The sequence below is a fragment of the Neisseria blantyrii genome (genome assembly GCF_962747855.1).
GTDB classification, from domain to species: domain Bacteria; phylum Pseudomonadota; class Gammaproteobacteria; order Burkholderiales; family Neisseriaceae; genus Neisseria; species Neisseria viridiae.
Window position 1 is genome coordinate 22672 of the sequence record NZ_CAUIZY010000010.1, and the last position, 20545, is coordinate 43216.

General features: G+C 52.6%; 24 protein-coding genes and 1 pseudogene. 11 read left to right on the top strand and 14 right to left on the bottom strand.

Going from position 1 to position 20545, the window contains the following annotated elements; all coding sequences use genetic code 11:
- Window positions 1-59: 59 nt before the first annotated feature.
- The 5 genes and pseudogenes from Q9J80_RS08555 to Q9J80_RS08575 all read right to left on the bottom strand — a co-directional run.
- Window positions 60-212: pseudogene (locus Q9J80_RS08555) on the bottom strand (IS5/IS1182 family transposase); the annotation flags it as partial.
- A 232-nt stretch (window positions 213-444) separates the two neighbouring features.
- The gene (gene pyrH, locus Q9J80_RS08560; RefSeq protein ID WP_002233257.1) at window positions 445-1164 is read right to left on the bottom strand and encodes a UMP kinase; all 720 of its coding nucleotides are present in this window, start codon (window positions 1162-1164) and stop codon (window positions 445-447) included.
- 216 nt (window positions 1165-1380) lie between these two features.
- Window positions 1381-2235 carry a translation elongation factor Ts gene (tsf, locus tag Q9J80_RS08565; RefSeq protein WP_301673906.1) on the bottom strand — a complete coding sequence of 285 codons (855 nt, stop codon included), beginning with the start codon at window positions 2233-2235 and terminating at the stop codon, window positions 1381-1383.
- 128 nt (window positions 2236-2363) lie between these two features.
- Window positions 2364-3092, bottom strand: coding sequence for a 30S ribosomal protein S2 (rpsB, locus tag Q9J80_RS08570; RefSeq protein WP_301673907.1), 729 nt, complete (start codon window positions 3090-3092; stop codon window positions 2364-2366).
- Window positions 3093-3269: 177 nt separating this feature from the next.
- Window positions 3270-3512 carry a hypothetical protein gene (locus Q9J80_RS08575; protein WP_301673908.1) on the bottom strand — a complete coding sequence of 81 codons (243 nt, stop codon included), beginning with the start codon at window positions 3510-3512 and terminating at the stop codon, window positions 3270-3272.
- 77 nt (window positions 3513-3589) lie between these two features.
- Between Q9J80_RS08575 and Q9J80_RS08580 the strand changes: the two genes are divergently transcribed.
- The 3 genes from Q9J80_RS08580 to Q9J80_RS08590 all read left to right on the top strand — a co-directional run bounded on the left by Q9J80_RS08580 (window position 3590) and on the right by Q9J80_RS08590 (window position 6673).
- Entirely contained in the window at window positions 3590-4171 is a 582-nt protein-coding gene (locus tag Q9J80_RS08580) for a 5-formyltetrahydrofolate cyclo-ligase (RefSeq protein WP_301673909.1), read from the top strand.
- Window positions 4172-4231: 60 nt separating this feature from the next.
- Window positions 4232-4822 carry a GNAT family N-acetyltransferase gene (locus tag Q9J80_RS08585; protein WP_301673910.1) on the top strand — a complete coding sequence of 197 codons (591 nt, stop codon included), beginning with the start codon at window positions 4232-4234 and terminating at the stop codon, window positions 4820-4822.
- Between the two features lie 384 nt (window positions 4823-5206).
- Window positions 5207-6673 carry a malate:quinone oxidoreductase gene (locus Q9J80_RS08590; RefSeq protein WP_118792987.1) on the top strand — a complete coding sequence of 489 codons (1467 nt, stop codon included), beginning with the start codon at window positions 5207-5209 and terminating at the stop codon, window positions 6671-6673.
- 187 nt (window positions 6674-6860) lie between these two features.
- Here the strand turns inward: Q9J80_RS08590 and Q9J80_RS08595 are convergent, their stop codons facing one another.
- The 7 genes from Q9J80_RS08595 to Q9J80_RS08625 all read right to left on the bottom strand — a co-directional run bounded on the left by Q9J80_RS08595 (window position 6861) and on the right by Q9J80_RS08625 (window position 11018).
- Window positions 6861-7235, bottom strand: coding sequence for an ACP-like domain-containing protein (locus tag Q9J80_RS08595; RefSeq protein ID WP_002225721.1), 375 nt, complete (start codon window positions 7233-7235; stop codon window positions 6861-6863).
- A gap of 237 nt (window positions 7236-7472) precedes the next feature.
- The gene (locus tag Q9J80_RS08600; protein ID WP_025457489.1) at window positions 7473-7772 is read right to left on the bottom strand and encodes a helix-turn-helix domain-containing protein; all 300 of its coding nucleotides are present in this window, start codon (window positions 7770-7772) and stop codon (window positions 7473-7475) included.
- A 154-nt stretch (window positions 7773-7926) separates the two neighbouring features.
- Window positions 7927-8706: a type I methionyl aminopeptidase gene (gene map, locus Q9J80_RS08605; RefSeq protein WP_301673911.1), complete on the bottom strand. Its 780-nt coding sequence runs from the start codon at window positions 8704-8706 to the stop codon at window positions 7927-7929.
- A 39-nt stretch (window positions 8707-8745) separates the two neighbouring features.
- On the bottom strand, window positions 8746-9393 hold the full coding sequence (locus tag Q9J80_RS08610) for a hypothetical protein (protein WP_301673912.1): 648 nt from the start codon (window positions 9391-9393) through the stop codon (window positions 8746-8748).
- A gap of 7 nt (window positions 9394-9400) precedes the next feature.
- The gene (locus Q9J80_RS08615) at window positions 9401-10009 is read right to left on the bottom strand and encodes a BON domain-containing protein (RefSeq protein ID WP_301673913.1); all 609 of its coding nucleotides are present in this window, start codon (window positions 10007-10009) and stop codon (window positions 9401-9403) included.
- A gap of 63 nt (window positions 10010-10072) precedes the next feature.
- Entirely contained in the window at window positions 10073-10666 is a 594-nt protein-coding gene (locus Q9J80_RS08620; RefSeq protein WP_301673914.1) for a phosphoheptose isomerase, read from the bottom strand.
- Between the two features lie 4 nt (window positions 10667-10670).
- A complete protein-coding gene (locus Q9J80_RS08625; RefSeq protein ID WP_301673915.1) occupies window positions 10671-11018 on the bottom strand; it encodes a YraN family protein in 348 nt (115 codons plus the stop codon).
- Between the two features lie 46 nt (window positions 11019-11064).
- Here Q9J80_RS08625 and rsmI point away from each other — a divergent pair, with 46 nt between their 5' ends.
- Complete coding sequence (rsmI, locus tag Q9J80_RS08630; RefSeq protein WP_301673916.1) at window positions 11065-11940, top strand: 16S rRNA (cytidine(1402)-2'-O)-methyltransferase; 876 nt, start codon at window positions 11065-11067, stop codon at window positions 11938-11940.
- 34 nt (window positions 11941-11974) lie between these two features.
- Here the strand turns inward: rsmI and Q9J80_RS08635 are convergent, their stop codons facing one another.
- Window positions 11975-12505, bottom strand: a complete 531-nt coding sequence (locus tag Q9J80_RS08635) for a cytochrome b (protein WP_301673917.1) — start codon at window positions 12503-12505, stop codon at window positions 11975-11977.
- 277 nt (window positions 12506-12782) lie between these two features.
- Between Q9J80_RS08635 and obgE the strand changes: the two genes are divergently transcribed.
- The 7 genes from obgE (at window position 12783) to Q9J80_RS08670 (ending at window position 19246) form a co-directional block, all read left to right on the top strand.
- Entirely contained in the window at window positions 12783-13937 is a 1155-nt protein-coding gene (gene obgE / locus Q9J80_RS08640; protein ID WP_301673918.1) for a GTPase ObgE, read from the top strand.
- A gap of 53 nt (window positions 13938-13990) precedes the next feature.
- Entirely contained in the window at window positions 13991-14938 is a 948-nt protein-coding gene (locus Q9J80_RS08645; protein WP_301673919.1) for a DNA cytosine methyltransferase, read from the top strand.
- Window positions 14935-15987 carry a HaeII family restriction endonuclease gene (locus Q9J80_RS08650; RefSeq protein ID WP_301673920.1) on the top strand — a complete coding sequence of 351 codons (1053 nt, stop codon included), beginning with the start codon at window positions 14935-14937 and terminating at the stop codon, window positions 15985-15987. The genes Q9J80_RS08645 and Q9J80_RS08650 overlap by 4 nt, the downstream gene beginning before the upstream one ends.
- Window positions 15988-16002: 15 nt before the next feature.
- Window positions 16003-17424 (top strand): cysteine--tRNA ligase, encoded by a 1422-nt coding sequence (cysS, locus tag Q9J80_RS08655; protein ID WP_304671536.1) that lies wholly within the window; start codon window positions 16003-16005, stop codon window positions 17422-17424.
- Window positions 17425-17594: 170 nt separating this feature from the next.
- Window positions 17595-18374, top strand: a complete 780-nt coding sequence (locus Q9J80_RS08660) for an exodeoxyribonuclease III (RefSeq protein ID WP_061704895.1) — start codon at window positions 17595-17597, stop codon at window positions 18372-18374.
- Window positions 18361-18705, top strand: a complete 345-nt coding sequence (locus tag Q9J80_RS08665; RefSeq protein ID WP_211709559.1) for a hypothetical protein — start codon at window positions 18361-18363, stop codon at window positions 18703-18705. The genes Q9J80_RS08660 and Q9J80_RS08665 overlap by 14 nt, the downstream gene beginning before the upstream one ends.
- A gap of 10 nt (window positions 18706-18715) precedes the next feature.
- Entirely contained in the window at window positions 18716-19246 is a 531-nt protein-coding gene (locus Q9J80_RS08670) for an alpha/beta hydrolase (protein WP_304671523.1), read from the top strand.
- Window positions 19247-19371: 125 nt separating this feature from the next.
- Here Q9J80_RS08670 and asd read toward each other — a convergent pair whose 3' ends face one another.
- Window positions 19372-20487 (bottom strand): aspartate-semialdehyde dehydrogenase, encoded by a 1116-nt coding sequence (asd, locus tag Q9J80_RS08675; protein WP_304672834.1) that lies wholly within the window; start codon window positions 20485-20487, stop codon window positions 19372-19374.
- Window positions 20488-20545 lie beyond the last annotated feature (58 nt).

Consider the following 20545-nt stretch of genomic DNA (forward strand, 5'->3'; position numbering starts at 1 on the left):
CAGTACAAATAGTACGGCAAGGCGAGGCAACGCCGTACTGGTTTAAATTTAATCCACTATAGGCTTTTTTCGGTCAGTTGCCGGTTAATCAGTCTCGGCAGTTCGGACAGGGTGTCGCCTTGCGCCAATCGGTTGCGGCATAAGGTGCTGTAATCGGGGATGCTTAGTTCGTCAAAACGGCAAAACAGGTTGAAATCGGTGCGAGTGATGAGTACGGCGTTGCCCTTATGCCGATTTTGTCCGCCTGCTGCAAGGCGGTTTGCCCACTGAAAGGAAAAATGCCGTCTGAACATCGTTCAGACGGCATTTTCAAATGGAAGGCAATATAGTCGGTATATGAAAAATTGATGCATGAGGCAGGATGGGTTTAGGCTTATTAATCTCCATATAATAAATGGCCGTCTGAAGCCCATATGCGACTATATCTGCCGGCCTTATGGGCAATCAGCAGTGAACCAGCGTGCCTTCGTTTTCACCGGTTACCACGCGTTTGAGCGAGCCTTCTTTGGCGATGCCGAAGACGACGATATTGAGCTTGCGTTCGCGGCAGAGGGCGAAGGCGGTGGCATCCATCACTTTAAGGTTTTTGTTCAAGGCTTCGTCAAAGGTAATGGTTTCGTAGCGCGTGGCGGACGGGTCTTTTTTCGGGTCTGCGGTGTACACGCCGTCAACATTGGTGGCTTTGAGCATCACGTCGCAGTTCATTTCCGCACCGCGCAATGCGGCGGCAGTGTCGGTTGTGAAGAACGGGTTACCGGTACCGGCAGCGAAAATCACGACTTTGCCTTCTTCCAAATATTGAATGGCTTTAGGACGGGCGTACGTTTCAGCGATTTGCTGCATGGACAGTGCGGATTGTACGCGCGCTTTGATGCCCAAAGTTTCAAATGCGTCTTTGAGTGCCAACGCGTTCATCACGGTTGCCATCATGCCCATGTAGTCGGCAGTGGCGCGATCCATGCTGCCTGCTTGTGCAGATACGCCGCGGAAAATGTTACCGCCGCCGACAACAATACCGACTTGCACGCCCATTTTAACGACTTCGGCAATTTCGCCGACAGTTTGAACGATGGTATCGTGATTGATGCCGAACGGATCGGAACCCATCAGGGATTCGCCGGAGAGTTTCAGTAATACGCGTTTGTATTTGATTTGCTGTGTCATGGGATACCTTGCTTTCTTGAATGTCGTCGGTCGGAGTTGGGCCGTCTGAATTTCAAACGGTCGGATTACAATGATATGGTGTGTCGTTCTATTATTGTTTTGTTTTCAGACGGCCTTTATATTCGGTCGTCTTAAAATAGGTACCGTAAACGGTTTTCTCAAAAAAAAGCACCCTGATTCGTTTGGAATCTAGGTGCTTTCTTTTTCATAAGTGCCTTACACTTTAGCAGCGGCAGCAACTTCGGCTGCGTAGTCAACAACGGCTTTCTCGATACCGTCGCCTACTTTGTAGCGTACGAAGCTGACCACTTCAGTGCTGTTTTCTTTAGCGAATTGGGCAACAGTTTGGTCGGGGTTCATCACGAATGCTTGGCCGTTCAGAGTGATTTCAGCCAAGAATTTGCGGATACGGCCTTCAACCATTTTAGCGGCGATGTCGGCAGGTTTACCGGAAGCGATAGCTTGTTCGGTGTAGATGTGGCGTTCTTTTTCAACGGTTTCGGCATCTACTTCGGCTTCGCTTACGCATTGTGGTTTAGCGGCAACGATGTGCATACCGATTTTGCGTGCTACGTCTTCAGAGCCTTTGTACTCAACCAATACGCCTTCGGTAGCCAAAGCACCGTGGATGTAGGCAACCAGTTGGTTGGCGGTGTCGATCACTTGGAAGCGGCGGACAGACATGTTTTCGCCCAATTTAGCGATGATGGCTTTGCGTTCTGCTTCAACCAGTTCGCTCAGTTCTTCAACGGTAGCCGGTTTTTTCTCGGCAGCAGTTTTCGCAACGAAGTTGGCAAATTCTACGAAGCCGGCGTCTTTAGCAACGAAGTCGGTTTCGCAGTTTACTTCAACCAATGCGCCGACATTGCCGTTGATCGCGTAAGCCAATACGCCTTCGGCAGCAGTACGGCCAGCCAGTTTACCGGCTTTCGCACCGGATTTGATACGCAAGATTTCTTCGGCTTTGTCGAAGTTGCCTTCGGCTTCAACCAAGGCTTTTTTGCATTCCATCATGCCCAAGCCGGTAGCGGCGCGCAGGTCGGCAACCATTTTTGCAGTAATTTCTGCCATTTTGAATCTCCTAGATTTTTGGGAAATACGGAAAGGATTTTCCGCATTCGGGAATCGTGTGCCGCGAACGGACGTTCAGACGGCATATTTGAGAAAAGGGGCATAACGCCCCTCTTCTGTGTACCGAATTACTCGGCAGCAGCTTCTTGGGCAGCGGCTACGGTTTCTTGCAGCGCTTGGTTTTTGCCTTCCAAAACTGCGTCAGCGATGCCGCGGCAGTACAGGCGGATGGCTTTGGCGGAGTCATCGTTACCGGGGATGACGTATTTCACGCCGTCGGGGCTGTTGTTGGTATCGACTACGGCGATAACGGGGATGCCCAGTTTTTCAGCTTCAACCAGAGTACCTTTTTGGTAGCCGGTATCGATGACGAAAATCGCGTCGGGCAGACCTTTCATGTTTTTGATACCGCCCAAAGAACGTTCCAGTTTTTCAACGTCGCGTTGCATTTCCAGAATTTCTTTTTTGCTGAAACCGCTTTCGGCAGCATTTTCCAAGGCTGCGGTTTTTTCTTCCAAGCGTTTGATGGATTGCTTAACGGTTTTGTAGTTGGTCAGCATACCACCCAACCAGCGGTAATCAACGAAAGGCATACCGGCGCGGGTAGCTTCTTCGCGGATGATTTCACGCGCTTGGCGTTTGGTACCTACGAACAATACTGTACCTTTGTTGGCAACCAGACGGCGTACGGCTTCTTGCGCGTCTTGGAACATCGGCAGGGTTTTTTCCAGGTTGACGATGTGGATTTTGTTGCGCGCGCCGAAAATGTATTGTGCCATTTTCGGGTTCCAGAAACGGGTTTGGTGGCCGAAGTGGACACCGGCTTCAATCATCTGACGCATAGTAATTTGAGACATTTTGATTTCCTTGAAAGGGTTAAGGGCACACATTCAATCGCATAGAACTTGATAGGCGGCGCCTATTGTCAAGCACCCTTCGGCGAAAGTGGGCATAAGTTTTAAAAAATAAAAGCGTGTTTCCGAAATGGAAAACTGACGGATTATAGCGGATAAGAGGCCGTCTGAAAAGGGATTTTATACCTTCCCGTCCTGTTTTTCATCCGCCTGTACCGCCTTTTGGCGGGCCGCTTCAAACTCCGCCTGCTCCTGCCGTTTCATCAGGCGGTTGCGGCGGCGGATGGTCACGACAAAGACCGTAAACACAGTGGGCAACACTGCCCAAAAAACCAAATAAATCAACGCGCGCACGATGCTGGGCTGGGCGGCGGAATACATGACGGCGACGAAGAGGTAGCCGATAAGGACGATATGCCACATGGCGGAATCCTGTTTCGAGGTTAACAGAGTGTTTATAATCGCCGTATTCTACAACAACACTTAAAAGGCCGTCTGAAATGAGGAATGAGGAAAAACACGCCCTGCGCCGAGAATTGCGTCGCGCCCGCACGCAGATGGGGCATCAAGGGCGGTTGGCGGCGGGGCAAACGGTTAACCGCCTGCTCAAGCGTTATATTAAAAAAGGGCGGAAAATCGGCGTGTATTGGCCGATGGGCAACGAACTGCGGCTGGACGGTTTCGTCTGTGCGGCGCAAAAACGCGGTGCCAAACTCTATCTGCCTTATATCGAACCGCGTTCGCGGCGGATGTGGTTTACGCCTTATCCTGCCGACGGAGTAAAACAGGAACGCAAGCGCGGTAGGGCGAAGCTGCATGTCCCTCAGTTTGCAGGTCGGAAAAGGCGTGTACACGGTTTATCCGTATTATTCGTCCCGATTGTCGGCATAGACCGAGAAGGCTACCGTTTGGGGCAGGCAGGCGGTTATTACGACGCGACGCTTTCGGCGATGAAATACCGTTTGCAGGCAAAAACCGTGGGCGTGGGCTTTGCCTGCCAGTTGGTGGACAGGCTGCCGCGCGAACCGCACGACCTGCCGCTGGACGGTTTTGTGTCGGAGATGGGGATATTGTGCTTTTAGCCGTTCAGACGGCATTTCGGGCGGAAATGTCGTCTGAAGGCGGAATATCGGGAGAAAAGGATGTCGGAAAAGATAATACTGCCGGTCTTGTCGTTGGGCGGTGTTCGTCTCGAACCGTTGGATGTGCATCATGAAACGGGTTTGCGCGAGGCGGTTTGCGATGGGGAGGTTTGGAAGCTGGGGGTAACGTCCGCACCTCATCCGGATAGGGTGGCAGACTATATTGGAACAGCATTGGCAACGCGTTTGGCGTTTGCGGTTGTCGATGAAGAGGCGGACAGGGTGGTCGGGACAACGGCGTATTATCATTTTGAACCGCAGATTCCGCGTTTGGATATCGGATTCACATGGTATGCGGCATCGGCACAGCGGACACGGATAAACACCTGTTGCAAAATCATGCTGTTGGATTACGCATTTGATGTTTTGGCTTGCTGTTGTGTGGGATGGCGCACGGATATTCTGAACCTTGCCTCGCAACGTGCCATCGAACGGCTGGGCGCGGAAAAAGACGGCGTGCTGCGTATGCATATGCTCCGTAAAGACGGCAGTGTGCGCGATACGGTTGTGTACAGTATGCTGAGGAAAGATTGGTGCAAAAACAGGGAAATCCTGACCGGCAGGTTGGCAGGGTATGGCGTGCAGGTGTGAGGCAGTATTTTCAAATTTAAAAAACTTAACGCAATATGCTGACAATCTTTTAAAAATTAATATATAAACAATTTTGATTTTTTATCTATTAAAAATCTGATATATATAGATAAATAACTATTTTTATTTTTCATTTCGCAGTTCCACGGCTTGGCGGGCGACAGAAAATCTTTGCATTTCCCAGTAAAATCCACTACATTCACGATAACATATTACAAGCCCCTGAAGCGGTGTCGGAAGCCATACCTGCAACGCATTCCAACCCCGAAACGGCGTACTCGGACACACACCATTGCCGGTTTCCCCTGCTTTTGCGATTCAGGCGTTTGTAGTACGGCAAATAACCATAAGGGCAGAAGATGCCTGTTTTTTTAGGAGTAAACCATGGCTGAAGCGACAGACGTTGTCTTGGTGGGAGGCGGCATTATGAGCGCGACTTTGGGCGTTTTGCTCAAAGAACTCGAACCGTCTTGGGAAATCACCCTGATTGAACGCTTGGAAGACGTGGCGTTGGAATCGTCAAACGCGTGGAACAACGCCGGCACGGGGCATTCCGCGCTGTGCGAATTGAACTATGCGCCGCTGGGTGCAAATGGGATTATCGATCCGGCGCGCGCCCTCAATATTGCCGAACAGTTTCATGTCAGCCGCCAGTTTTGGGCGACGCTGGTCGCGGAAGGCAAGTTGGAAGACAATTCCTTCATCAATGCCGTGCCGCATATGTCTTTGGTGATGAACGAAGACCACTGCCGTTACCTGCAAAAACGCTATGATGTGTTTAAAACGCAGAAACTTTTTGAAAATATGGAATTTTCCACCGATCGGAACAAAATTTCCGATTGGGCTCCGCTGATTATGCGCGGACGGGACGAAAACCAACCCGTCGCCGCCAACTACTCCGCCGAAGGCACGGATGTCGATTTCGGACGGCTGACGCGCCAGATGGTGAAATATTTGCAGGGCAAGGGCGTAAAAACCGAGTTCAACCGCCACGTCGAAGACATCAAACGCGAATCCGACGGCGCGTGGGTGCTCAAAACCGCCGATACCCGTAACCCCGACGGGCAGCTCACCCTCCGCACCCGCTTCCTCTTCCTCGGCGCGGGCGGCGGCGCGCTGACCTTGCTGCAAAAATCCGGCATCCCCGAAGGCAAGGGCTATGGCGGCTTCCCCGTGTCCGGCTTGTTCTTCCGCAACAGCAACCCCGAAACCGCCGAACAACACAACGCCAAAGTGTACGGGCAGGCCTCCGTCGGCGCGCCGCCGATGTCCGTCCCGCACCTCGACACACGCAACGTGGACGGCAAACGCCACCTTATGTTCGGTCCTTACGCAGGCTTCCGTTCCAACTTCCTCAAGCAAGGCTCGCTTATGGATTTGCCGCTGTCCATCCATATGGACAACCTCTATCCTATGCTGCGCGCCGGCTGGGCGAATATGCCGCTGACCAAATACCTGCTGGGCGAATTGCGTAAAACCAAAGAAGAACGCTTCGCCTCCCTGCTGGAATACTACCCCGAGGCAAACCCCGACGACTGGGAACTCATCACCGCAGGGCAACGCGTCCAAATCATTAAAAAAGACTCCGAAAAAGGCGGCGTGCTCCAGTTTGGTACGGAGATTGTCGCCCACGCCGACGGCTCGCTCGCCGCATTGCTGGGCGCGTCGCCGGGCGCATCGACCGCCGTGCCGCTGATGATCCGGCTGATGCACCAATGCTTCCCCGAGCGCGCCCCGTCTTGGGAAGGCCGTCTGAAAGAGCTGGTACCGGGTTACGGCATCAAGTTGAACGAAAACCCTGAAAGGGCGGATGAAATTATCGCCTATACCGCGAAAGTATTGGATATTTAAGCCGAATCTTTCAAGAAAAGCCGTGCCCCATATGGTGTTGATGCCGTCCCTGCCGGTTGTACCCTTCATCCGGCAGGGCAGGTTTTGATACACGGGGCAGGTAATCGTTTCCTCCCCCTTTACGAATAATGGGACGGTCAAAAAAACAGCGTTTTCATTTCTGAAAACGCTGTTTTTTGTTGTCTGATTAACGTGGAGAACAGTCTTTGAAGACGATTTGGTTGTCAGGTGCGGTAATCATAATGGGCTGTTTGCGGTAGGATTTGCCATCCATCACGCCGGTACCCAAAACATAACCGCCTTCTTTGCCGTAGAATGTTTCCACATTGTCGGATTTGTCCAAATTGACAGGCATTTGCACGCGTTTGCCGTTGATGACGGCGGAAGCGTATGTGGTCAGACCCTGTTTGTTGAAGCCGTAGGTTACTTTGACTTTTTTACCTTGCTGGCAGACGTAGCTGACGGTTTTTTTGGCAACGGTGGGGTTGTCCGTGCCGGCAGCGGCAGCCATACTGCTGAGTGCGATTGCGGAAGACAGGATTGCGGTGGTCAGAAGTTTCATTTTTATTCCTTTGGATAGATGTGGAGTTTGCCCGTTTCGGACTGTTTGACATTCTAATGTCGGCGTATCCTGAAATAAACAGGAAATTGGATAAAGTTTGTAAAAAGGCAGGTTCGGACGGTTCGGCGGTTTGAGGCAGGGGCGGCAGGCGGGATACGGCGGCCTGTCCGGTGTTTCAGACGGCATTGTTTGCGTTTTTCGGAAATGAAAAACCTCCGGGCATCCGGAGGTTGCGGTTTAACCTTGTTTTTTTCTTTCGGCCTTGGTCTGTTTGGACAACTCGGCATACAGGTCGGGATGGTGTTTTTTCAACAGGGCGGCGATTTCCATATCTTTTTTGTTGACTTTCGCCAAATCGATGCATTCGATATGGACGAGGCGGAGCAGTTCGCGTACGGGTTTGGGCATCTTGCGGCCGGTTTCGTAGCGCGAGCCTCCGGACTGGGTAACGCCGACCTTGCCCCAGAAGTCTATCTGGTTCAGCCCGGTCTTTTTGCGGATGGCTTTAACATCTTCTATATTTTCAAATATTTTCATAAAACTTCCTTTAAGTTTGTCTGGTTGCGGGGCAAATTCCGATTTGCTTTGTTTTTGTAATGTGCCGGGTCAAGCCTGTTTTTATATTGTACATTATATCTGCCGTTTCTTTCAGACGGCATTGTTTGTTTTTATGGGGTGGATACGTCCGGCTTCAGGGTTTGCCGGTGGCCGGGCTGACGGTGAGGATTTCGTAGCCGGTTTCGGTAACCAAAACTTCGTGTTCCCATTGGGCGGAGAGGGAGCGGTCTTTGGTAACCACCGTCCAGCCGTCGTTGAGGATGCGCAGGTGGCGTTTGCCTTGGTTGATCATCGGTTCGACGGTAAAAATCATACCCGGTTTTAGAACGGGGCCCTGCCCTTTTTTTCCGTAGTGCAAAACTTGCGGGGCTTCGTGGAAACCGCGCCCGATGCCGTGTCCGCAGAATTCCTGTACGACGGAATAGCCGGCGTTTTCGGCAACCTGTTGGCAGGCGTAACCTACGTCGCCCAGTGTCGCGCCGGGTTTGACGGCTTCTATGCCCGCCATCATAGAGGCGTGGGTTACGTCGATCAGGCGTTGGGCGATGGGGGAGACTTTGCCGACGGTAAACATACGGCTGGAGTCGCCGTGGAAGCCGTCTTTTTTGATGGTAAGATCGATGTTGATAATGTCGCCTTCTTTGAGCGGCTTATCGTCGGGAATGCCGTGGCAAATGACGTGGTTGACGGAGGTGCAGCAGGATTTGGGGTAGGGCGGGTTGCCGTAGTGCAGGGGGGCGGGATAGCCGCCTTGGACGTTGACGTGGTAGTCGTAAACGAGTTTGTCGATTTCGTCGGTGGTGATGCCGGGTTTGACGAATTGTCCGATGTAGTCGAGGGCTTCGGCGACGAGTTTGCCCAGCTCGCGCATTTTTTCGATTTCTTCGGGGGTTTTGATGATGATGCCGTTCATAATGCTTCCTTGGATTGCGGGTGTGCCTGCCGTGCCGGGTTAGAAGAGGTTGTCGAGAATTTCTTTATGGGGTTTGGCCGGCGTGTTTTTCGGGGTGTCCGGTTTGGTATGGTTTTCTTTGGGCGTTTCTTTTTCTTTGGGTGTTTCTTTGGGCTGCGCCTGTTTTTCGGGTGTTTCTTTTCGAGGTTCGGGACGGGGGACGTTTGTAGGCAGTACGGGGGTTTCTTTGAGTGTGTTTTCAGCTTGTGTTCCGGCGTCGTCCGGCTGTCTGTCGGTTTGAGCTGTGTCGGCAGGGCGCGGTTTGACCCGGTTTTTCTTGGGTGCGGCAGGGGACGGCAGTCCGCTGCCGCTTTCGTCTGTGCCGTCCGGCTGTGCGGGTTCGGATGAGGCGGCGTGGTGTTCGGGTTGGGCGGCATCTTGTCCGACTGCGCCGTTTGGCAGCCAGAATTCGGTTTCGCGGGGGCTGTCGGTGTGTTGCGGTTCGGTTTGGAGGGTTTTGTCGCCGTTCGGGTTGAATGTGCTGACGATGCCTACTGCCAATGCGCCGATGGCGGTGATACAGATGAGCAATACGGCGCGTATCAGGAGTTTGGGGGTCAGCCTGAAGGGTTTGTTCGGTTTTTTTGCCATTTTGATTGTGCTTTTGGGGTGTCGGGCAATGCCGTCTGAAGGCGGTTCAGACGGCATTGCCGAGTCAGCGTTGGACGTAGTTTTGGTAGAGGGTGATGACTTTTTGTACGCCGACGGTGGTGCTGACTTTTTGGGTAATCTGCGCCTGTTCTTCGGGGGTGAGGATGCCCATAACGTAGGTTACATTGCCGTAGGTAACGATTTTGACGCGCGCCTGCGTGGCGGGGCTGATGCCCAGCAGCGTGGCGCGGACTTTGGATGTGTTCCAAGTGTCGCCGGCGATGTCGCCGGCAGTGCGCGGCAGGGAGGCGACGGTAATGTAGTTGTACACGCCTTCGGCTGCCTGTTCGGCACGTGCAATCTGACCGACAAACTGTTTCTCGCCTTCGGTGGCGACTTGTCCGAGCAGCAGCAGGTGGCGGTTGTAGCCGACGACGGAGATTTGGGGCGTGTAGCCTTTGGTTTGGTTGTTTTGGCGCAGATAGGAGCGGGCGGTGGTTTCGATACGCAACGCCATAACGTTGTCGTCGGTTTGCGCGCCGGTGGTTCGGCGGTCGACGGCGGATTTTGCGCCGACCGCCGCGCCGACGACGACTGCGCTGACGCAGCCGCCGAGGGCAAGGCTGAGGACGGCGGCAATCAGGGTGCGGACGGTGTGCGGTTTGGGTTTCATCGGGGGCTTCCTTTCTTGGGCGTTTCAGACAGCATTGATTTGCGCCATGCCGTCTGAAAAGGGTTACATTCCTTCCAGCAATACGGAGTCGATACAGTCGCATATGGCGTGTATCAGCAGGATGTGGTTTTCCTGAATGCGGGCGGTGCGCGGATAGGGGACGTTGAGCAGTACGTCGGTGTCTTTGAGCATCGCGGCGATTTTGCCGCCGTCGCGGCCGGTCAGGGCGATGACGTGCATATCGCGTTCGTGTGCGGCTTTGACGGCTTCGATGACGTTGGCGGAATTGCCGGAGGTGGAAATACCGACCAATACGTCGCCGGCGCGTCCGAGGGCGCGTACCTGTTTGCTGAAGACGTGGTCGAAGCCGTAGTCATTGCCGATGGCGGTCAGCGCGGAGGTGTCTGTGGTCAGGGCGACGGCGGCGAGTTCCATGCGCTCTTTTTCAAAACGCCCGGTCATTTCGGCGGCGAAGTGTTGCGCGTCGGCGGCCGAACCGCCGTTGCCGCACGCCAGAATCTTGCCGTCGTTCATCAGGCATTGCAGCATCAGTTCGGCAGCCTGCGCGGCCGGTTCGGCGAGTACTTTTTCGGCTTCCTGCTTGGCGCGGATGCTTTCGGCAAAATGTGCGGCAACGCGTTCTGGTAATGTCGTCATATCGTCAACCTGTAATATTCTTTATCCACTCGGGCGGGCGGCTGCCTTCGATGAGTACCGCATCGAGGCGGCACGGTACGTTTGTCAACCTGTTCTGTTGCAGATAATACTCTACACTTCGTTGCAGTTTCAATAATTTGGACGGCGAAATGCTGTATGCGGCACCGCCGAATTGCCGATTTTTGCGGTATTTTACTTCAACAAACAGAATCATGCCGCCGTTTTTGACAATCAGGTCGATTTCGCCGTAGGCGCAGTGCCAGTTGCGGGCAAGCAGCGTGCAGCCTTGGGATTGGAGGAAGGCAAGTGCGGCATCTTCGCCTGCCTCGCCCTGTTTGTGGTTTAGGCGCATAATCGGTTTAACCTTTATAATGTCTGTTTTTCAGACGGCATTTTTTATGTTTCAGAAACACTTGCAGAAAGCTTCCGACAGCGTCGTCGGAGGGACATTATACGTGGTTGCCACGCCCATCGGCAATTTGGCGGACATTACCCTGCGTGCTTTGGCGGTATTGCAAAAGGCGGACATCATTTGTGCCGAAGATACGCGCGTTACCGCGCAGCTTTTGAGCGCGTACGGCATTCAGGGCAAACTCGTCAGCGTGCGCGAACACAACGAACGGCAGATGGCGGACAAGGTGATCGGCTATCTTTCAGACGGCCTGGTTGTGGCGCAGGTTTCCGATGCGGGTACGCCGGCCGTGTGCGACCCGGGCGCGAAACTCGCCTGCCGCGTGCGCGAGGCGGGGTTTAAAGTTGTTCCCGTCGTGGGCGCAAGCGCGGTGATGGCGGCTTTGAGCGTGGCCGGTGTGGCGGAATCTGATTTTTATTTCAACGGTTTTGTGCCGCCGAAATCGGGAGAACGCAGGAAACTGTTTGCCAAATGGGTGCGGGCGGCGTTCCCCGTCGTGATGTTTGAAACGCCGCACCGCATCGGGGCGACGCTTGCCGATATGGCGGAACTGTTCCCCGAACGCCGATTAATGCTAGCGCGCGAAATCACGAAAACGTTTGAAACGTTCTTAAGCGGCACGCCCGGGGAACTTCAGACGGCATTGTCTGCCGACGGCAACCAATCGCGCGGCGAGATGGTGTTGGTGCTTTATCCGGCGCAGGATGAAAAACACGAAGGCTTGTCCGAATCCGCGCAAAAAGTGATGAACATCCTTGCTGCCGAACTGCCGACTAAACAGGCTGCCGAGCTTGCTGCCAAAATTACGGGCGAGGGAAAAAAAGCTTTGTACGATCTGGCTCTGTCGTGGAAAAACAAATGATGCCGGACAAGCCGGCATCGTAAAAGGGAGGTAATCAGCGTAAGCGTCCCGTCATGCGGTACAGTACGTCTTTGCCTTGAACACGGTGGACGACGACCATGGCGACGTGTCCGACGACGGCGGCAAACAGCAGCCAGCCCAAATTGCCGTGGAACGTGTTGCCCAAGTTTGCCATCCACTCGATTTTTTCCGGCGAACTCTGCATCACTTCAACGCCGAACACTTTCAACGGGCCGCGGCCGCTGCCGTATTGGCGGATTATGCCGATAACGGGAACAGCAAGCATGAGCAGATACAGAATGCCGTGGCCTGCCGCCGCAGCCTTGCTGTCGCTTTGCGGACGCTTGGCGCGGTTGGCAACTGCCCAAATAATACGGAATACGATAAGCAGCAGGGTAAGGAAGCCGAAAGATTTATGCAGTCCGAACAGGTTGCCCGCCCATTCGGCATCTTCATAAGCCGTCCATAAGGCAATCGTGGTCAGAATGCCGACAAATCCGATGACGGTCAGCCAGTGCAGGGTTCGGGTCAGCGTGTCGTAAATGGCAGGTTGGTTTGTATTCATGAAAATTCTTATTCTATATAATGGGTTGAGAAGATGTTCCGTCGGATTGGAATATCAAAAGGGCGCGATTGTACCAAAGAAGCCGGTCATGTTTTGTTTACAGAGTGAAGATTTGCTTAAAAATTCATTAAGATGGGCAGAACAAATAGTTTCCCCCACGGTATATTGAAATACCGCTTATACCTTATAATGTCGGCAGAAAATCTGTTCAGACGGCATCAAAACATACGGCAATCCGCCTGAAACCCTATTTGAAACCAACAAACAAGAGCATTGAATGAAATTCATCGACGAAGCAAAAATCGAAGTCGCCGCAGGCAAAGGCGGTAATGGCGCAACCAGTTTCCGCCGCGAAAAATTCGTACCGCGCGGCGGCCCGGACGGCGGCGACGGCGGCAAAGGCGGCAGCGTCTGGGCAGAAGCCGACGAAAACACCAACACCCTCGTCGAATACCGCTTCGTCAAACGCTACCAGGCCAAAAATGGCGAAAAAGGCCACGGTTCCGACCGTTACGGCGCAGGTGCGGACGACATCGTCCTCAAAATGCCCGTCGGCACCCTCATCCGCGACCTCGATACCGACGAAATCGTCGCCGACCTCACCTACCACGGACAGCGCGTCTGTCTAGCCAAAGGCGGCAAAGGCGGCTTGGGCAATATCCACTTCAAATCCTCCGTAAACCGCGCGCCCAAACAATCCACGCCCGGCGAAGAAGGCGAAACCCGTTCCCTGCAACTCGAACTCAAAGTCCTCGCCGATGTCGGCTTATTAGGCATGCCCAACGCCGGCAAATCCACCCTGATTACTGCCGTCTCCGCCGCACGTCCCAAAATCGCCAACTACCCCTTCACCACCCTGCATCCAAATTTAGGTGTCGTGCGCATCGACGAAAACCACAGTTTCGTGATGGCCGACATCCCCGGCCTGATTGAAGGCGCAGCAGAAGGCGCAGGCCTCGGCCACCGCTTCCTCAAACACCTGTCGCGCACCGGATTATTGCTGCACGTCGTCGATTTGGCGCCCTTCGACGAAACCGTCAACCCCGCCGAAGAAGCACTTGCTATCATCAACGAATTGCGCAAATACGACGAAGAACTCTACGGCAAACCGCGCTGGCTGGTGCTGAACAAACTCGATATGCTCGATGAAGAAGAAGCCCAAGCGCGAACAGCCGCCTTCCTCGAAGCCGTCGGCTGGGACTACCCTGAACCGGACGACCGCTTCCAATTCGACATGGAAACCCCACGCCTCTTCCAAATCAGCGCGCTGACCCACCAAGGTACGCAGGAATTGGTACACCAAATCAACCAATACCTGACCGAGAAAAAACGCATCGAAGCGGAGAAAGCAGAAGCGGAGAAAGCGGCGGCAAATGTTGAAATTATCGAACAGCAGCCTAAAACGGATACAGGCGTGTTTAAGCCGGAGTAAAAGGACAATGCCGTCTGAAAGTTTTCAGGCGGCTCATTCTGCAGAGATGTGCTATGTACAAAACAATAGATTTATTTTCAGGCATTGGCGGAATACGCCTAGGCTTTGAAAAATACGGGTGCACCAATGTATTCTCATCGGAATGGGACAAATATGCCCGACAAATGTATGAAGCAAACTTTGGAGAAAAACCTTTTGGCGACATTAACGGCATCGATCCTTCAGATATTCCCGATCATGATATTCTGCTTGCGGGATTTCCGTGCCAACCTTTCAGTATCGCAGGTAAGGGATTGGGATTTGAAGATACGCGCGGAACATTGTTTTTCAATATTGCCGAAATTCTGAAAACCAAACAGCCGAAGGCTTTTCTTCTGGAAAACGTTAAGCGGCTGACTACGCACGATTCGGGCAGGACTTTCCGTATTATTTTAGAAACCCTTAAACAGCTTGGTTATACGGTTTATTTTAAGGTTTTAAATACTTTGGATTTCGGATTGCCGCAAAAACGCGAGAGAATTTATATTGTGGGTTTTTCAGACGGCATCCCTTTTTACTTTCCCGAACCCATAAACCAATATCGGCCATTGGGCGAACTGCTGGAAAACGACCGAGATGTCGAACCAAGCTATTTTTTATCAGATGCCTTGAAACAAAAACGTTTGGCAGCCTTAAAAAAAGCCCCTCCCACTCCATCAATTTGGCATGAAAATATTGGCGGGAATGTTTCCGCACTTCCATATTCCTGTGCCTTAAGGGCCGGGGGGAGTTACAATTATTTAGTGGTGAACGGAGTAAGAAGGTTAACAGGAAGGGAAATGTTAAGATTACAAGGTTTTCCCGATGATTTTGAAATCAATATCCCCTACTCGCAAGTCAGGAAAGTCGCCGGAAATTCTGTATCCATCCCTGTAATAGAAGCCATCGCGGAAAATATGCTCGCTTCTCTTTCCGGCAAGGTCGAACAAAAAGGGCAATTGGATTTATTGGAGGCAGGATGACGTTTGAAGAACAACAAGCCGAAGAAGCATTGGACGGCATTATCAAAAAATCCCGTATCCACCTTTATAAACCCATTCAAATTGCAGAAATTTTATATCATGACCGTTGTATAAAACAGTTGGATTTTTTAAATTTAGATACTTACCGCAACCAATCTAAACGCTGGAGGGATGAAATCTGCCGTCGGTTTTTAGGGCGGATTTCTACTTCATTGGCAAAATTCCAAGATAATCTGTTTGAAAAAAATGCAATGCCGCCTGAAAAACTAGCGGTATTGGGAACATTAAACAGACAGTCGGACGGCGGGGTAGAATCGTACATTTATAAACAGTTTTTCAATCGTTTTTCCCAAATGAGCGAAGCATTGGCTTATGTCGGCAATACAGACAGATACTCCTTCCAACTGTCTGAATTTCTAAATTTATTTTGGCTCGAGCCGGGATTGAAAAGAAGTATAGACAAGATATATGAAATCGTTGTTTATGCGTTGTTTGATGCATTGGTTTCAGAATTAGGCATAACGGTTTCAATTGATTTTCCTAAGGAAAACCTGTTTTTATGGGAGGAATATCAAGATTTTGCCGAAAAAATCATCACTATGCCGAAAAATGGGCATTTAAAACTTCCTGCAAAAATCCATCGTGTAGGCGTAACCAATGCTGCCGATAGAGGGTTGGATATGTGGTCTAACTTCGGATTGGCCATACAGGTCAAACATCTCTCTTTAGACGAAGAGTTGGCAGAAGATATTGTATCCTCCATTAGCGCAGATAGAATTGTCATTGTCTGCAAAAAGGCAGAACAATCGGTGATTGTTTCATTACTGACGCAAATAGGCTGGAAAAGCCGAATTCAAAACATCGTAACCGAGGATGATTTGATAAGTTGGTACGAAAAAGCATTGAGAGGCCAATATCCGATTGCAGAAGCGTTGTTGGAAAATATTAAAACTGAAATTATGCGTGAATTTCCTGCTGTTAATGAAGCCAATGAATTTTTAGATTTCGCCCAAAATCGCGGATATGACATTACTGTTACTCATTTCTAAACTTACTTGATGAATATGACCACCATCTACAACACCCTTACCCGTCAAAAAGAACCCTTCACTCCCATCGACCCTAAAAACGTGCGTATGTACGTTTGCGGCATGACCGTTTACGACTATTGCCACTTAGGCCATGCCCGTGTGATGGTGGTGTTTGACATGATTGCCCGCTGGTTGCGCGAGTGCGGTTATCCGCTCACTTATGTGCGCAATATTACCGACATCGACGACAAAATCATTGCCCGCGCGGCTGAAAACGGCGAAACCATCGGCGAACTGACCGCGCGTTTCATTCAGGCTATGCACGAAGATGCCGATGCTTTGGGCGTGTTGCGTCCGGACATCGAGCCGAAGGCGACGGAAAACATCCCGCAAATGATTGCCATGATTGAGACCCTGATTCAAAACGGCAAAGCCTATCCTGCCGCAAACGGCGACGTTTACTACGCCGTGCGCGAGTTTTCGGCTTACGGACAATTATCGGGCAAATCATTGGACGACCTGCGCGCGGGCGAGCGCGTGGAAGTGGACGGTTTCAAACGCGATCCGCTTGATTTTGTGTTGTGGAAAGCCGCCAAGGCAGGCGAACCGGCGTGGGAAAGCCCGTGGGGCAGGGGTCGTCCGGGTTGGCACATCGAATGTTCCGCGATGAGCGAAAACCTGTTCGGCGATACGTTCGACATCCACGGCGGCGGCGCGGATTTGCAGTTCCCACACCATGAAAACGAAATTGCCCAAAGCGTCGGCGCGACGGGGCATACCTGCGGTCATCATCACGCGCAAACCCATCACGGCCAAAGCATTGCCAGCCACGTCAAATACTGGCTGCACAACGGCTTCATCCGTGTGGACGGCGAAAAAATGTCCAAATCGTTGGGTAACTTCTTCACCATCCGCGAAGTGTTGAAACAATACGACCCTGAAGTCGTACGTTTCTTCATCCTGCGCGCCCACTACCGCAGCCCATTGAACTACTCCGATGCGCATTTGGACGATGCAAAAGGTGCGCTGACCCGTCTGTACACTACGTTGAAAAACACGCCTGCGGCTGAGTTTGACTTATCTGAAAACGCCAACGACTACACCCGCCGTTTCTACGCCGCCATGAACGACGATTTCGGTACGGTCGAAGCGGTTGCCGTGTTGTTTGAGCTGGCAGGCGAAGTGAACAAAACCAATGATGCCCACCTCGCCGGCTGCCTGAAAGCTTTGGGCGGCATCATCGGCCTGTTGCAACGCGATCCGATTGAATTTCTGCAAGGCGGTGCCGTTTCAGACGGCCTGTCCAACGAAGAAATCGAAGACTTAATTGTTCAACGCAAACAGGCACGCGCGGATAAAAATTGGGCGGAATCCGACCGTATCCGCGACCTTCTGAACGAACACAAAATCATTCTGGAAGACAACGCCGGCGGCACGACTTGGCGGCGCGGTTGAACTGTATCGGAAAGGGCAAAAGTACCGCCTTTTGCCCTTTTTCCGTTTTCAGACGGCATTTCCCGCTTGAAGCCCCACCGTTTTCAGCAGGCAGGGTTGAATGGGAAATGCCGGGCGGCGCACCAGGTGCCGCTTTGTGTATGGGAACATTGTGAGAACTTATTTTTATTATGCTTAAAATCATTTCCGCCAACGTCAACGGCATCCGCTCCGCCTACAAAAAAGGTTTTTACGAATATATCGCCGCATCGGGTGCGGACATTGTCTGCGTGCAGGAACTCAAAGCGCAGGAGGCTGATTTGTCTGCCGATATGAAAAATCCGCACGGGATGCACGGCTATTGGCATTGCGCCGAGAAGCGCGGTTACAGCGGTGTGGCGGTGTACAGCAAACGCAAACCCGACAATGTGCAAATCGGCATGGGCATTGAAGAATTCGACAGGGAAGGGCGGTTTGTGCGTTGCGATTTCGGCAGGTTGAGCGTTATTTCGCTTTATTTGCCCAGCGGCAGCAGCGCGGAAGAACGCCAGCAGGTGAAATACCGTTTCCTCGATGCGTTTTACCCTATGCTCGAAGCGATGAAAAACGAAGGACGCGACATTGTCGTTTGCGGAGACTGGAACATCGCCCACCAAAACATCGACCTGAAAAACTGGAAAGGCAATCAGAAAAATTCGGGCTTCCTGCCCGAAGAGCGCGAGTGGATAGGCAAGGTTATCCACAAACTCGGTTGGACGGATATGTGGCGCACGCTTTATCCCGATGTGCCGGGCTACACTTGGTGGAGCAACCGCGGGCAGGCGTATGCGAAAGATGTCGGGTGGCGCATCGATTATCAGATGGTTACGCCCGAACTTGCCGCCAAAGCCGTGTCCGCACACGTTTATAAAGACGAAAAATTTTCCGACCATGCGCCGCTGGTCGTGGAGTATGACTATGCTGCCGAATAAGGTTTTGGGTAAATATGATTGGAATGTGGACGGAAAAACCGGAATAGGCGCGGCATGGGTTGTCGCTGCGTTTATCCTGCCCATGTTGGTGTGGGCGATATTTATGCTGGCGCGGATGCAGGGCTGGCTTGCGCCGACCAAGGCAAACCCGATATGGGCGTTGGTGTGGCTGCTGATCTGCCTGCCCTGCCTGCTGATTGCGTCCAAATGTTTGGGTTGGAAAGGCTGGCGGCGGGTGGTGAATATTTTTGTCTGCCTGACCGTCTGCGCCATATTGAGCGTACCCGCTTCGCTGCTCATCGCCTTTACCCTTCGGGACCTGCTGAAATAGGCGGGGCGGTATGCAGGGTTTTGAACTCGAAGATTTGACGCTTTGGCTGATACGCGATGCCGGAGAGGATCAGATGTGGATAGACCGTTGGGCGGTCAGTTATCCCGTTGTGCAGATGTCCGAAGCATCGGCTGGTCAAAGCATAGGGGAATGGCAGGCAGGGCTTCAGACGGCATTCGAACGGATACAGGGTCGGCATATCGCCGTTGTCGCACACGGCGCGGGCGTGTTCGCATTTTTGGCGTGGCTGTATCGGGCAGACATCCTAGCACGGAAGAAAATTGCCAACATCATCCTTGTACCGCAGTGTCCCGATGTTTTCCCCGACGATGCGGAACACACTTTCCAACGCGTCCGCTGTCCCTGCCGTGCCGCATTGGTGGTGTCCGAACACGGCGGCGTGCCGCACGGTTGGGCGCAAAAACAGGCGGATTTGTGGAACGCGCGCCTGTTGGTTTCCCCGCATTCGGGCAGTTTGAACGGTATGCTCGGCGGCTGGCAGTGGGGTATGAAGCTGATGCAGGAAATGTTGCTGGCGTGAACGCTTGCCTTATCGGAATTTCGACCATAGCCGGAAGTCTGCATATTGGGCATTTCGGCGGCTGGGGTTGCAAGGAAAATGCCGTCTGAAACAGGTTTCAGACGGCATTTTTATTCAAACAGGGCTTACAGGCTGCCCAACACGATACGCAACACGCGGCGCAACGGTTCGGCCGCGCCCCACAAAAGTTGGTCACCGACGGTGAACGCGCTGACGTATTCGCCGCCCATACCCAGTTTGCGGATACGTCCGACAGGGACGGACAGCGTGCCGGTAACTTTGGCGGGCGTCAGCTCGTGGATGCTGGCTTCTTTTTCGTTGGGGATGACTTTCACCCAGTCGTTCGCGCCTGCCAAAATCGCTTCGATTTCGGAAACGGGCAGGTCTTTTTTCAGCTTCAGGGTGATGGCTTGGCTGTGGCAGCGCATAGAGCCGATGCGGACGCACAAACCGTCGATTACGGTCGGATTGCCGCTGCGGCCGAGGATTTTGTTGGTTTCCACGCCGCCCTTCCATTCTTCTTTGGACTGGCCGTTGCCCAAATCCACGTCAATCCAAGGAATCAGGCTGCCGGCGAGCGGTACGCCGAAGTTGGCTTTCGGATAGTCTTCGCTGCGCAGGAAATCGGACACTTTGCGGTCGATGTCGAGAATCGAGCCGGCAGGATCGGCAAGCTCGTCCGCCACTTGGGCGTGAACCGCGCCCATACCGCTGATGAGTTCGCGCATATTTTTCGCGCCTGCGCCGGAAGCGGCCTGATAGGTCATACTGGTCGCCCATTCGACCAAATCGTTTTGGAACAGGCCGCCCAGCGCCATCAGCATCAGGGAGACGGTGCAGTTGCCGCCGATGTAGTTTTTCACGCCGTTTTTGAGGCCGTTGTCGATGACGTTGCGGTTGACGGGGTCGAGGACGATAATCGCGTCGTCTTTCATGCGCAGTGAGGACGCCGCGTCAATCCAGTAGCCGTTCCAGCCGCTGTCGCGCAGGGCTTGGAATACGGATTTGGTGTAATCGCCGCCTTGGCAGGTAACGATGATGTCCATTTTTGCCAGCTCGGCAACGTTGTTCGCGTCCAATAATGTTTTAGCCGCCTGACCGAAATCAGGGGCTGCACCGCCGACGTTGGAAGTGGTAAAGAAAAATGCTTCGGGAATGTGGGCGAAGTCGTTTTCTTCTTTCATACGCTGCATCAAAACCGAACCGACCATGCCGCGCCAGCCGACGAAACCTACTTTCATGTGTTGCTCCTTGAGGAAAATCGTTAATAAAATTATGTATGGCGTAAAGGAAGCGTTT